Source organism: Niabella sp. CPT15-335-S11, assembly GCF_058792415.1.
In genome coordinates, this window is sequence record NZ_JBYTEI010000001.1 from 523969 (window position 1) to 538363 (window position 14395).

Annotated in this window: 8 protein-coding genes; 6 read left to right on the plus strand and 2 right to left on the minus strand. The window is 46.4% G+C overall.

The window, feature by feature from the left end; all coding sequences use genetic code 11:
* Both AC3WS5_RS02150 and AC3WS5_RS02155 read right to left on the minus strand, forming a co-directional pair.
* Nucleotides 1-2205 (minus strand): hypothetical protein, encoded by a 2205-nt coding sequence (locus AC3WS5_RS02150; protein WP_492465548.1) that lies wholly within the window; start codon nt 2203-2205, stop codon nt 1-3.
* Nucleotides 2206-2302: 97 nt separating this feature from the next.
* Nucleotides 2303-4540: a hypothetical protein gene (locus AC3WS5_RS02155; RefSeq protein ID WP_492465549.1), complete on the minus strand. Its 2238-nt coding sequence runs from the start codon at nt 4538-4540 to the stop codon at nt 2303-2305.
* A 291-nt stretch (nt 4541-4831) separates the two neighbouring features.
* On the opposite strand from AC3WS5_RS02155, the gene AC3WS5_RS02160 reads away from it, so the two are divergent.
* The 6 genes from AC3WS5_RS02160 (at nt 4832) to AC3WS5_RS02185 (ending at nt 14243) form a co-directional block, all read left to right on the plus strand.
* Nucleotides 4832-5509, plus strand: a complete 678-nt coding sequence (locus tag AC3WS5_RS02160; protein ID WP_492465550.1) for a response regulator — start codon at nt 4832-4834, stop codon at nt 5507-5509.
* Nucleotides 5510-5596: 87 nt separating this feature from the next.
* Nucleotides 5597-6637, plus strand: coding sequence for a sensor histidine kinase (locus AC3WS5_RS02165; RefSeq protein ID WP_492465551.1), 1041 nt, complete (start codon nt 5597-5599; stop codon nt 6635-6637).
* Nucleotides 6638-6790: 153 nt separating this feature from the next.
* A complete protein-coding gene (locus tag AC3WS5_RS02170) occupies nt 6791-7627 on the plus strand; it encodes a UDP-2,3-diacylglucosamine diphosphatase (RefSeq protein ID WP_492465552.1) in 837 nt (278 codons plus the stop codon).
* A 2-nt stretch (nt 7628-7629) separates the two neighbouring features.
* Entirely contained in the window at nt 7630-8622 is a 993-nt protein-coding gene (locus AC3WS5_RS02175; RefSeq protein ID WP_492465553.1) for a glycosyltransferase family protein, read from the plus strand.
* Nucleotides 8623-9033: 411 nt separating this feature from the next.
* Nucleotides 9034-12327 (plus strand): SusC/RagA family TonB-linked outer membrane protein, encoded by a 3294-nt coding sequence (locus AC3WS5_RS02180; protein WP_492465554.1) that lies wholly within the window; start codon nt 9034-9036, stop codon nt 12325-12327.
* Between the two features lie 11 nt (nt 12328-12338).
* Nucleotides 12339-14243: a RagB/SusD family nutrient uptake outer membrane protein gene (locus AC3WS5_RS02185; protein WP_492465555.1), complete on the plus strand. Its 1905-nt coding sequence runs from the start codon at nt 12339-12341 to the stop codon at nt 14241-14243.
* Nucleotides 14244-14395: the final 152 nt, after the last annotated feature.

Consider the following 14395-nt stretch of genomic DNA (forward strand, 5'->3'; position numbering starts at 1 on the left):
TTACAGGTTTTCTTCGCCGGTCTCCTTTTTATAAGCCTTGATAAACAATGCGCCCAGGTTCTTATAAGGAGGAACATAGTCCTCCAGCCCGGAAATATTTGCTGCTGCGCGGAATTCTTTCCAGAACGGGATCCAGTCGATGTCTTTATGATTACGCAGCTTTTCAGTCAGAAGGGTAAAAAACGGCCGGTTGATATCACGCTTTCCAATCTGCTTGGAAGTGATTATATGCGCATCCGGCGACTTTTTCAGAATCGAATCGATCAGGTTAAATCCACCACAGGAACCCATGAATACAATTTTCGAGGTTGGCGACATGTAACCGATACTAGTATTCGCATGATAGCTGTGTCCGCGGTGAAAGGTTATGGTGGGTAAAATATTTTTCTCGATCATGTAATTTTCAAGCGCAGTCTGGGCTTTGTAGTCCTCATCAGCTTCATTGGGTAACGGGCGATTCGCGTAAATATACACCGGCGTCCCTTTTATAGATTTGGCAACCACCCACAACTTATTGCTTTGGTCCACTGTCCAGTTTCCCCCGCTAAACATCCGTACAAAAATGTCAAAATCGGTACGTCCGTCCTCGTCCCCGTAAAAGAACATCTGGCTGATGATCTCACCTTTTTCGTTGGCCAGGGAATTGAAAGGCACATTATAAACAGGCGGAATACCCAGTTCTTTGGTCAGGTTAATATTTCTGGATGAATCTGCCGACTGAAATAATTTATACAGAATATTATATATTGCCAGACCCCGCTGGTTCTGGGAACGCTTGTTCCGCTCCAGGTTTGTTTTAACATTGGCCAGCATCTCCCGGGCGAGCCCGGGTTCGGTCTCATAGATACTTGCATAGGAGTCAGCCACATCCACACCATCTTCCAGACCGATCGATTTTTCAAGTCCGGTTACAAATGTGGTCATCAGGCTCCGGGAATCTTCCTGACTTTTGAAGGTTGCAAAAAAATCTTTCAGTTTATTATAGGCCGCTGCCTGACTGATGAACTTTCGGTAATGGTCAAAGGAAAGACTCAGCAACAACGAATCACCTCTGTTATTTGCTTTACGCATCATCAACGGAAAGACCCCGTTGGTATAACTGCTGGTATAAATCAGCCCATCCGTTAATACCGCCAGATAATACAGCTCCTGCGCGGTAAGTGGTTGCAGACACGCGAAGCGGACGGCGTCGGGAGATTCGTGGAGGGCATTGATCTCGTTGACGAATTCATCTTTTGCCTTCTTTTCCAACCTTGCCGTCAGCTCCCGGAACCCGATCGCCGTATCGCCGTTGACGGCCCTTTGCGCGTATTCCATCTGGGTTTGCACCAACAGCCGATAATACTTCAAGCGATCATCTTTCGCAGCATCAAGCTGGGCGATCGTGATTTTTCCTTTCACCAGGTTGTCCAGGAATGGGAAATAAATCTGTCCGCTTTTCATTTCGGAAAGGTTCACGACCGTTTTGATAAAATCATCATCCTTAATACTCCTGATCTTGTTTCCGAGTTTTGTAGGCGACTGGGCATAGGTATAGAGTTGCTCTGGAAACCTCCGGCCCGCCACTTTTATCAGGCTGTCGGTTTGCGGACGGTCCGTGTAATTAGTCAGGAATGCAAAAGTCTTGTCGGGGTACTGACGGCTGTATTTCACCAGAAGAAAATCCCCCACCTGCGAATAACTCGGGTTTTCTTCGAAGATCCTGGGAATCGTGGCCGTTGCCACAATGTCGTAAGAGAAATGCTGCAGATAAGGCAATAGCGATTCATTAGCTGTATTTGCTTCTATCAGTTTTTGATAAAGGGCAATGATCTGGGGGAAGTGCATAGGGTTGATGGTCTTTTTACGCCACCCGGTGCGCATCTGCCTCAAAATCGCCGTCATGCCGGTGAGGTAGCCCGTCTTGATTCTGGGCTCAATCTTGTTATTCGTTTCGATCAGGTATTGAATCCAGTCCACTTTGTGCGTAATCGCGTCTGTGGCGATCAGGCTGGCGCTTTCCTCCCCATCGATACTGAAGGTGGAATCTGATTTTCCGTCACTCCCCAAAAGTAGTTTCTGTTCCTTATCAATATTATCATGAAACAGTTGCCGGTTGAGAGGAACTGTATAAACAGGGATTTTTGTGCCGGACGAAAGTTGGGCATAAGAGCCGCTATTCATTACCAATAAGATCCAACCAAAATATAATGCCTTTCTGAACATATCTCCGTATAGTTAAAATTGCAATTTAATCGCTTTATCCGGAAAAGGCCGGTCTCGCGGGTTTTCTTAACAATAACTAAGGAAAAGACGATCCGGATTACATATTGGTTTCCCCTGTTTCTTTTTTATAGGCTTTGATGAAAATAGCTCCAAGGTTTTTATAAGGTGGAATATAATCTTCAAACCCATTGACGTTGGCTTTTTGGCGAAATTCCTTCCAGAATGGGATCCAGTCAATATCCTGTCCCGTTCTCAATTTTTCCGTCAGCAGCAGGAAAAATGGTTTATTAATGGATGTTTTTCCGATCTGCTTTGAAGCGATAATGTGAGCGTCATCCGATTTCCGAAGGATGGAGTCAATCAGGTTGAACCCTCCGCAAGAGCCCATAAACACAAGCTTTGAGCTGGGCGCCATGAAATGAATGGTCGCGGGCGCATAATAACTATGACCGCGGTGAATGGTGACCGTCGGGTTTAAATTATTTTCTTCAAGGTATTCGCCCAGCGCTTCCTGAGCTTTCTCGTCGAGCCCTTTATTTTCATCGAGTGGGCGGTTCGCATAAATAGAAACGGGTTTCCCCTTTGCCGACCGGATCACTACCCATTGTTTGTTACTGCCATCGATTTTCCAGTTATTCCCCCCGAACATATTCAGGAACCCGTTGAAGATATTCCTGCCATCCTGATCGCCATAAAAAAATACCTGGGAAATCACTTCCCCCTTCTCGTTTGTGAGTGATGAAAAAGGTAGATCATAAACCGGCGGAATACCCAGTTCTTTTGTCAGGTCGATATGACTGCCCGAATCCGCCGATTGAAATAATTTATCCAGAATATGATAGATCGCAATGCCTTTTTTATTGCGGGCAGACCTGTTCCGCTCCAGGTTCCGTTTTACATTCTCCCGCATATCTGCCGCCAGTTGTGGGAGGGTTTCATAGATACTTGCGTAGGAATCAGCCACATCCACTCCGTCCTCAAGCCCGGAAGACTTTTCAAGGTTGCTCACGAAAGACCGCATCAGATCATTCGTTTCAGATTGGTTTGAAAAAGAGCCCAGAAAATTTCGGAGGGTGTTGTAGGAAGCTGCCTGACTAATAAATTTTCGGTAATGATCAAATCCTACACTTTTCAGTAACTCATCCCCTTTGTTTCCCGCTTTTTTCATCATTAGCGGGTAAACGCCGTTGGTATAGCTGCTGGTATATATTAATCCATCTGTAAGTACTGCAACATAGTATAGTTCTTCGGCCTTGAGTGGCTGAATGCTTCTGAACCGGATTGCATCGGGCTGTTCATGTAAACCATTGATCTGTGCCACGAAATCATCCTTAGCTTTTCTCTCCAGCCTTTGAGTCAGGTCATTAAACCCAATGGCCGTATCCCGGTTCAGCGCCCTGTTTGTATATTCGATTTTTGTCTGCACTAAAAGCCGGAAATATTTTACGGGGTCATTTTTGGCCGCATCCACTTCCTTGAATGTGATCCTGCCTTTGACGATTTGATCCAGAAAAGGAAAATAATACTGTCCGCTTTTCTGGTCGTTACGCGCCATGGCCACTATATTTTCTACCAGTGGGTCCCCGCTGATCCGCTGAATCCGGTAACTCAGCTTGTTATTTGCCTGTGCATAGTTGTAAACGGTCTGAGGCGCCTTCCTGGCGACGATCTTTATGATGCTATCCGCCTGCGGTATATCCGGCGTTTCTTTGAGGAGTGCGAGGGCTTTTTCAGGATGCAGGGAAGCGGCTTTCAATATAAGCTGGGCTCTTGCATCCGGATACCCGGGATTGTCTTTGAAAATCACAGGTACCATGACTGCCTGAACCACATCAAAAGGCTGATTTCTGAGTATCGGGGCAAGAGGTTGCTTCTGTTTGTCAGCAGCCATCATGTTTTTATAGGTCAAAATGATCCTTGGAATATCAGGTGCATCCACTTCGTGCCGTCGCAAACCGGTTCTGACAAACTTCAAAATATCCAGCAGGCCGGTAAGGTAATGGGCCTTGAGGCGATTATCTAATTTCGGATCTGTTTCAATTTCATACCGAAGCCAGTCTACCCGCTTTGTAACCGCATCAGTGACCGTTTCGTTAACGACGCGGTCATCGGAAACGACCATTTGTCTGTCGGCCTTGCCATCGCTCGCCAGCAAGGCGAGCTGTTCTTTATTGATGTTTTCGTGTAAAGCTTTCCGGTTGATCCCCACGGTGTAATCAGGGATTACGTCCACAACCTGGACAGGCACCACATGTTTTCTTCGTTTTGATCTTCTTTGGGCTGACAAATCCTGAACCAGGAACAAGAAGAGTAATAGAAAAATTCCCCATTTCATAGTTAAAAACGCAAATCTAATTTACCGGAATTCTGATATTTAAGCTAAACGGGCCGGGAGGCCCCTCCTCCGACAGCAATAATCAGGCCGAACCCCGCAAAAAAAGCAGGTTCATAAAAGGTCTGCTACGAAAATATTTTTCATATTTCGTATCATGGATCGAAAACGCCTCGGAAAACGCCCTATTCGGCGCGGAATACTATTAAATTATTATTAACTCTGTACGAATTATTGATGTAAAACCTTAATAGTTTTGCAATTACCATTAGGTTTGCTTTAAATTTTCATTACATGCAGCAAAAAGGAATCAAAATATTAATTGCTGATGATGAACCGGATATTCTTGAAATTTTATCCTATAACCTGACCCGTGAAGGCTATGAGGTCATAACCGCGGAGGACGGAAATGAGGCAATTGAAAAAGCGAACCTCTGGAAACCCCAGTTGATTATTCTGGATATGATGATGCCAGGTAAAACGGGGGTGCAAGTGTGCCAGATTCTGAGGGGCCAGGATAGTTTCCGAGATACGTTGATCATGTTTTTGACAGCTCTGAATGATGATACCACACAAATCAGGGGACTGGAAACTGGCGCAGATGATTACGTGAGCAAACCGGTAAGTCCCAAAGTATTTCTAAGCAGGGTAAATGCGCTGCTCAGAAGAATTCAAAAAGATAATCAGAAGGTACTGCAAATCGGGAATGTAGTCATTGATCCCGAAAAATTCCTGGTTATTATAGATGACAGAGAGGTGGTCCTTGCTAAAAAGGAATTTGAGTTGCTGTATCTCCTGGCCCTGAAACCAGGCAGAGTCTTCCTGAGAAACGAGATATTAAATGCGATCTGGGGCAGCGATGTCATTGTAGGCGACCGGACCATCGATGTGCACATCCGGAAAATCAGGCAAAAGCTGGATCTTGACTGTATTACTACGGTTAAAGGCGTAGGCTACAAATTTGAGCTCTGATACTTCTGGAGCCTGTGTTTCCGTATCTATTTTTGGCTTAAATTAGCCCGTTAACTTCTTGTGTAGTTCACATTAATTCCCATTTGGATGTTTGATCCCAAAAATCTGTCACCGGGGCGTTTGTCATTTTACACCGCCCTCTCCCTGGCTATTCCGGTCGGTCTGCTGGTGTACCTGGTGGAGCCCAGGTGGCGCCCGGCTATATTTTCCTTTTTGATTGTGCTGGGAGGAGGATACTTTCTGATATCCTTTGTACTAGAACGATTTATTTACAGGAAGATCAAACTGATCTATAAGCTGATTTTCCACACCAAAGCCAGCGCAAGGGAAGAAACCTATTACAAATATATACTACCCAGAAAAAGTATTGATGAAGTGGCGGAAGATGTGGAGGCCTGGGCTATCGAAAATCAAAAACAGGTGGATGCCCTCAAAGCGAATGAAGCATTCCGGCGCGAGTTTCTGCAAAACCTGGCTCACGAGTTTAAGACCCCCATTTTTGCTATCCAAAACTATATTGATACCCTTCTGCAGGGAGTTGACGACCAGGAAGTCCAACAAAAATTTCTCCGAAAATCATCCAAAAATATCGCGCGGCTTACCAACCTCGTTACCGACCTGGATGAAATTTCGAGACTCGAACGGGGAGAAATGATCCTGATTAAGACAAATTTTGTCATTCAGGACCTCATCAGGGATAGTTTCGATACCGTTTCTATTATGGCAGAGCCCAGAAACATCTCAATGGGGATCAAGAAGGGGTGTGAAGCTCCGATCATCGTGCATGCCGATAAAGAAAAAATTAGGCAGGTTCTGCTTAATTGCATTGAAAACGCGATCCGGTATGGTAGACAACATGGGCATATCAAGGCAAGCATTTACAAGACCGATGACAAACGGATCCTGATCGAAATCAGCGATGACGGCATCGGAATAGAAGCAGACAGCCTGCCGCGTATCTTTGAAAGATTCTATCGTACTGAGGCCGGACGCAAAATAGATACTACCGGTAGCGGGCTCGGCCTGGCTATATGTAAACATATTATTGAAGCACATCATCAGACCATTCACGTCCGAAGTACGGAAAACGTTGGCACTACCGTAGGGTTTACACTCGACTCACGATAGAGCGCCTCAGCCGCGCAGGTCGGTTTCCCCGGATATCCCCAGCACCTTCCCAGATTGCCATCTACCGGGCAGAAAACGTCAAATTTAATAAAACGCTAATACATAGTTAACTTGTTGTTCATACTGTCTATGGAAATTTGATAAACAATTCGCATGACAGTCCGCAGGGTTGATGTAGTAGTGGTATCGGATATCCACCTTGGCACCTATGCCAGCCGCGCCAGGGAGTTCACTGCCTATCTGAAAAGTGTTGACCCCCGATTGCTGATTTTGAACGGGGATATCGTGGATGCCTGGCAGTTTAGCAAGCGGTATTTCCCTTCCGATCACCTCTCTGCAATACGCGAAATCTTCTCTAAACTATCAAACGGGACCCGGGTCATCTATGTAACCGGCAACCATGACGATATCATGAGGCGTTATTCAGACCTGGAAATCGGCAAGTTTCTGCTTACCGATAAAATTGCTTTTGAAATAAACGGTAACAGAACCTGGATATTCCATGGCGATGTATTCGACCGGACAACAACGGGGCAAGCAAAGTTCTGGGGGAAGTTGGGCAGCAATGGCTATGCCGTTCTTCTCGCTTTTAATCGCCTTGCAAACCTGATCCTTCATTTCTTCGGTCAGGAAAAACTATCACTTTCAAAATCTGTGATGAGACAGTTTAACAAGCGTATCATTAAAGTTGATTCGTATGAAAAGAAGATCGCCGAACTCGCCATCGAAAAAAATTTTGACACTGTGATCTGCGGCCACATACATCAGCCTCAGAAAAAAATATTTACAAACGAGAAAGGATCAACCTGTTACCTCAATGCCGGCGACTGGATGGAACATATGACTGCGCTTGAGTTTTACGGGAACGAGTGGCACTTGTACACTTATGATGCAAAGGAATTAAAGGTTGTAAAACCTGAACGCGAAAAGCGGGAGCCCGTCATTACCACCACCGAAATCGCCTTTTACCTCAACTCCCTAACCACCTGATCATGAAAATATTCTATGCCATTCAGGCCACCGGCAATGGCCATATCAGCAGGGCCATGGAACTGCTTCCCGTTTTAAAAGAATACGGACAAGTGGACATCTTCCTAAGTGGCAATAACAGCAACCTCAAGCTCGACGCGCCGGTGAAATACCGGAGCAGCGGGCTGAGCCTGTATTATACATGCAGCGGCGGACTGGATTATCTCAGGATAGCTACGACCATAAATCCGATCAGGATCCGCAAAGAAATTAGGGAACTGCCGGTGGAGAAGTACGACCTGGTGATTAATGATTATGACTACATCACAGCTAAAGCCTGCGCGGCCAAAAAAATCAGGTCGGTAAATTTCGGTCACCAGGCCAGTTTTCAGTCGGCAAAAGTACCCAGACCCAAAAGCCAAAGCAGGACAGGCGAATGGCTGCTGCGATCTTATGCCAGGGCAAACAATTATATTGGCCTGCATTTCAAAGAATACGACGACTTTATTATCACCCCGGTTATCAAGCAGGAAATTCTCGCTGCCGGGCCCGAGGACCATGGACACATCACCGTGTACCTCCCTTCTTATTGCGAACAGCAACTCATTGAGATCCTTTCCCCACTTGGAGACCACCGGTTCGAAGTTTTCAGCCACGAAAGCCAGTCGGTAAACCGATCAGGAAATATTACTTTTATCCCTGTTGACAAAAGCCTCTTCAATAAGAGCCTGATCCATTGCCACGCCATTATTACAGGTGGCGGATTTGAAACACCCTCCGAAGCTATTCACCTGGGCAAAAAATTGATGGCCATTCCCATTAAAGGTCAATATGAACAAGCCTGTAACGCTGCCGCGCTCAGCGATCTGGGCATCATGACGCTAACACACATCAACGGGAATTTCAAGGACATTTTTGAGAGCTGGATAAACGATTATCTGCCTGTCAGGATGGATTATAGTAAAAGTATAGAGATAGCAATGGAACGTTTGTTTCAAAATCAGTCTGCGCAGTAATCGTTTTCTCATTTGTAAAACCTTAAACCCTCCCGTGGTACAGGGTGTTAACCCTTTCGTTGTACTCCCAACAGCGTTTAGTCCGGAATAGATAAAATACTCAATTTACGTTTGCCAAAGCTGCGTTTAGAAATTAGCTGCTGAATAAAATCAACACTCCCCGGTTATCACGGGCGGATTATCTCCCCAATATAAAACAAAATTGTTGAAAGTTCAAACCAGATATCCTAAATTTGGTTAACGGCCAGATTGTGCAGCCGATTGCATTTCGATTCTTGATCAACAAAATATAGTTCAATTCACTAAACAAACCTTTCACCTGAAGACAGAACGTCTTCTCACATATGAATAATCCTTTCGATCACATTTTACTAAACCAACGATTTACTTATCACAAAACCATCCAATTCTATGTACCAACTGAAGAAAAAGTTGCAGATGCTGCTACGCAGATCAATTGCAAGAGATTTAAAAGATCCAACTCTCAAGTCCATCCCTTTGTTCCTGGTGGTGCTGCTCTTAGCCATCGGCTTCATTCCCGCTCTTCCGGCCTCTGCCGGCACACCTAGCGGAATTCTGGCCAGAACGATCACCGGGAAGGTCACTGACCAAACCGGCGCACCCCTGCCAGGAGTTTCAGTCATGGTAAAGGGCGCCACCGCTGGAACTGCTACCGATGCAAATGGTAATTTTTCCATCAATGTACCCGGCAACAACACCGTACTGGTGTTTTCTTCTGTCGGCTTTATAACCAAAGAAGTGGCTGTGGGAAGCCAGACAGAAATATCGGTTTCCCTGGAGTCCGATGGAAGCGGTCAGCAATTATCAGACGTAGTGGTGGTCGGTTATGGCACACAAAAAAAAGTTACCGTAACAGGTTCCGTTGCCCAGGTAAAGGGACAGGAACTGACAAAGGCACCAACAGTCAATCTTTCTAACACCCTGGGAGGTCGTCTGGCCGGTGTAGTTGCTATAAATTATAGTGGTGAACCGGGGTATGATGGCTCAGCCATCCGGATCAGGGGCATCAACTCCATCGGAAACAATGATGCTCTTATAGTTATCGACGGTGTCCCTGCACGCGGTGGCGGACTGGACCGGTTGAATGCAGCCGATGTTGAAACTATTTCTGTACTGAAAGATGCTTCGGCAGCCATTTATGGATCCCGTGCGGCCAACGGGGTTATCCTCATCACCACCAAACGGGGAAGATCGGGCAGGCCGCAGCTTTCCTATACGTTTAACCAGGGATGGTCCAGGCCAACTACCACACCCAAGATGAGCAATGTGCTGGAATACGGACAGATGCGCAATGAGCTGAAAGTATATGAGAATGTGCCCGTGGCCGAATGGAGCGATGCTTATAAAGCATTAACGACCACCGGATCCTATACCAAAAAAGCTGGGGGAACAGTTAAATCCCCCCAGGGGTTTTTTCCGCAGGATATGACCAAGTATGCTGATGGTTCAGATCCCTGGCTGCACCCAAATACAGATTGGTTCAAAGCTGTGTTCAAACCCTGGTCCCCGCAGGTTCGTCACAACCTGCAGGTGAATGGTGGTTCAGAAAATATCAGGTACCTGGCCTCACTGGGCTATCAGAACCAGGACGCTTTCTACAGAAATTCAGCTACCTTTTATAAGCAATATGACATCAGATTGAATGTAGACGCAAAAATCAATGAGTATATCAACGTTGAGTTAGGGATCCTTGGCCGGCAGGAAGACCGGAATTTCCCGACGCGAAGCGCAGGCGATATCTTCTGGATGATACTACGCGGTAAACCCAATGAACCGGCCCGCTGGCCAAACGGATTGCCGGGGAGAGATATCGAGTATGGCAATAACCCCGCTGTGATTACCACCAATGAAACGGGGTACGACAGAGATAAGCGCGATTACGTTCAGACAAACGGAAAATTAGAAATCAAGATCCCGGGTATTGAAGGACTAAAACTTATCGGAACTGCTGCGGTCGATCGTTACTTTTCTAACCAGAAAAGATGGCAGACACCCTGGTACCTTTACCAATGGGATGGCGTAAACTTTGAAGCAGACGGAACAACGCCGGTTCTGGTGAAAACACTCAGGTCTAATTTTACCGACCCCAGGTTAAATCAGTGGTCATCTAACAGCCTTACCACAAATCTTACGGGTCAGATTAACTATGACCGAAAGATTAAACAGCACACCTTTAACTTCCTCGCCGGCGTGCAACGGGAAAAATTATATTCTGAGAATCTCTGGGGCTTCCGGCGTTTCTTCATTTCAAGCGCAATTGACCAGATTTTTGCGGGGGGTGATTTAGAGAAAGACGTCAGCGGCAGCGCCTTTGAGCGAGCCAGACTTAGTTACTACGGCCGGGTTAATTACAACTATGCCGAAAAGTATATGCTTGAGTTTCTCTGGCGTTATGATGGTTCCTACATCTTTCCGGAAGCTTCACGTTTTGGATTTTTCCCCGGTGTGACAGCCGGTTGGCGCATCTCTGAAGAAAAATTCTTCCAAAGTATCAAAAATGTAGTGAACGATTTGAAACTCCGGGGGTCCTGGGGAACCATGGGAGCAGAACCTTATTTTGCATTCGGCGGTCTGGCCGAGTACCAGTTCCTATCAACCTATTCATTCCAGCGAATGATTGTGAACGACCAGGTAGTAAGGGCTTTGCGGGAGTCTCGCATTCCCAATCCGGACTTCACCTGGGAAATTGGCATCAATAGAAACCTGGGTCTGGACGCGGCCTTTTTAAACCATCGGCTCAACCTGGAACTTGATGTGTTTTCCAACAAACGTAATAATGCGCTGATCCAGCCGGATGCAGCCGTACCCCAGACACTGGGCCAGTCCCTTCCGGTTGTGAACGCGGGAGAGCTGGAAAATAAAGGATTTGATTTTAAACTCACGTATTCAGGTAACGCAGGAGATTTCAAATATAGTTTCGGACTCACCGGCGGATACAATAAGAATAAGATCATCAAATGGGCAGACAACCCCGCATGGCCTGAATGGCAGCGCTACACCGGGAAACGACTGGGAACCAGCGGAGTGGCATACATGTATTACCTGACCGATGGCGTGTTTAAAGACCAGGCAGAAATTGATGCAAATAAAATCGACTACAGTGCCGTTACAGGAAGCTTAAGGCCAGGGGATCTGAAAATCGTCGATTATAACGGAGATGGAAAGATCACCGCAGATGACCAGGTACGGTCTAACCAAACCCGCGACCCATTCCTTACCGGCGGCCTGACAGGAAACCTTCAGTATAAAGGCTTTGATCTGTCGTTTCTGTTCCAGGGCGCTCATGGCGGTTTGTTCAGATGGGGTACCGGATCCTCAGGTGACATCGGCAACTATATTCAATACGTGTACGACAATCACTGGTCCGTTGATAAACCCAGCAGCGAACATCCCAGGATTGCCAGCCGGAACAATACCTGGTACACCGGAGGAGGAGCGGCCAATAATGCCTACTGGTACAGAAGCAATGACTATATCAGGCTGAAAAATCTGGAATTGGGTTATACCGTGACCTTACCCAAACAATTACAGAAAGCCATCAGTAATCTGCGCGTATTCACAAACGCCTTCAACCTGCTTACGTTCAACAAATTCAAACTCTGGGATCCGGAATCGGCTGCAGGAGAAGGTGTTTATTATCCTCAGCAAAAAATCGTAAACGTAGGCGCTTCTGTAACATTTTAAATCTTATTAATATGAAAATAATATATAAATTGAGTCTGTCATTGATCCTGTGCAGCACGCTGGCAGTCTCCTGTAATAAAGATTTCCTGAACACCAAGCCGCTTGACCAGGTATCAGCCAGCGTTTTATGGACTGATGGCCCACTAGCCTCTGCATTTGTAAACGACCTCTATAATGGACTTGGATTTGTCGGAAACGGGGGAGGATTGGGAGTAGGAGGTTTTAACGAACAGATGATCGCATCCCTGACCGATGAGGCAACATTTACCCATACAGGAAGAAATATCAATACCATCAATGAAGGCAGCGCAAGTGGCAGTAATACAGGCTGGCTGAGTAATGAATACAACTGGTTCCAGATGTGGCGGTGGATAAGGGCAACCAATATCGCTATAACGCAATTGAAAACGGCCACTTTCACCGATGCCGATCTGAAGAAAAGGCTAAATGGTGAAGCACAGTTCCTGAGAGCTTTTTACTATAACCAGTTGCTCATGTTCTACGGAGGCGTACCTATCATCACAAAAGCGTACGGGCTGAATGAAGATTATGAAATTGCGCGAAGCACCTACGCCCAGTGCGTTGACTTCATCGTGGCGAACTGTGACTCGGCCATTACCGCATTGTCCGGAAGAACGATGGAAAAGGGCAGGGCGACCGCCCTGGCAGCAAAAGCACTGAAAGCAAAAGTCCTGTTGCACGCGGCCAGCGACCTTCATGATGTACCTACCGCAAAATCCAAATCTTCAGTACTGTCTGCCTATTCCAATCCGGAACTGTTTGGATATGTTTCGGGAGACAGGGTCTCACGCTGGCAGAAAGCTAAAGATGCCGCTAAAGCCGTATTAGATGAAGGAAAAGGTTACAAACTGAACCTCACCGCGCCTGTTAGCCCGGCAGAAGGAAAGAATAATTATATTTCAATTGCCATGGCAGGTTACAGTAAGGCCCCGGGTGTTGATGCAGCAGCAGGAGTGGATCTAATCTTTGGTAAATATTTTAACCGGGATGCAGACTCCTGGCACGGACTACGAGTGGGGTTGTTCAACGGTCCAAACGGATACCACAACTGGGCCGGGAATACACCATTGGGACTGCTGGTGGATGACTATGAAATGCTGGACGGCAGTCCTTTTAGCTGGTCAGACCCTCAAATGGCAGCTAGTCCCTACAAGCTCCGGGATCCCCGGTTCTATGCCACTATTTTATTTGATGGGGCCGATTGGAAACCGAGAAATACCGTGTCCGGGAATGTTGATCCGGCTAACCAGATCCAGACGGGTAAATATGACCTGATGGTGGGAGGTTCAAAAATTGTGTTTAACGGCCTCGACACCCGAAGCAGCAGCATTGAGGACTGGAACGGCAGCCGCACGGGCTACTATTTCCGGAAATTCACCGATCCTGATCCGTCCATCGTGGAATCCAACGACAAACAAATCATTCCCTGGCCTTATTTCCGATACACCGAAGCGGTCTTCAATTATGCAGAAGCCTGTATTGAACTGGGACAATATGATGAGGCGAAACTGTGGCTGGACCGCATCAGGTTCAGAGCCGGAATGCCCGCAGTGACTGAAACAGGCGCTGCATTAAGAGACAGATTACGGAAAGAAAAACGCGTTGAGATGAGTTTTGAAGAACAGCGGTATTATGATACCAGGAGATGGATGATCGCACCGGCCACATTGGGGAGAAAGTCAACCTTTATCAATATAACAGGTACTTTCAAAGCGGGGCAGTCTATGTCAAGTCCGTACAAACACGACGAAGCCGTGTACAACTATGTCTATGCGCCTTATGTGGACAATGCGCATGAAAACCGCACCTGGGTTGACAAAATGTATTTCACGCCGCTCACGATCGAAGAGCTGAAAAAGAATTCCAAACTCATTCAAAACCCGGGATACCAATAAAATTATACCCATTGTAACGGAAAAACCGCCTCATTCACTGTGGCGGTTTTTTTTATTGCATAACCATTCCTCTCCCGGCTTTGTGGTATCTAAAATAATCCGGGATCCAATTCCGCATTCCAAACGTCAGTATGTACCTCACAGGCTGCAAT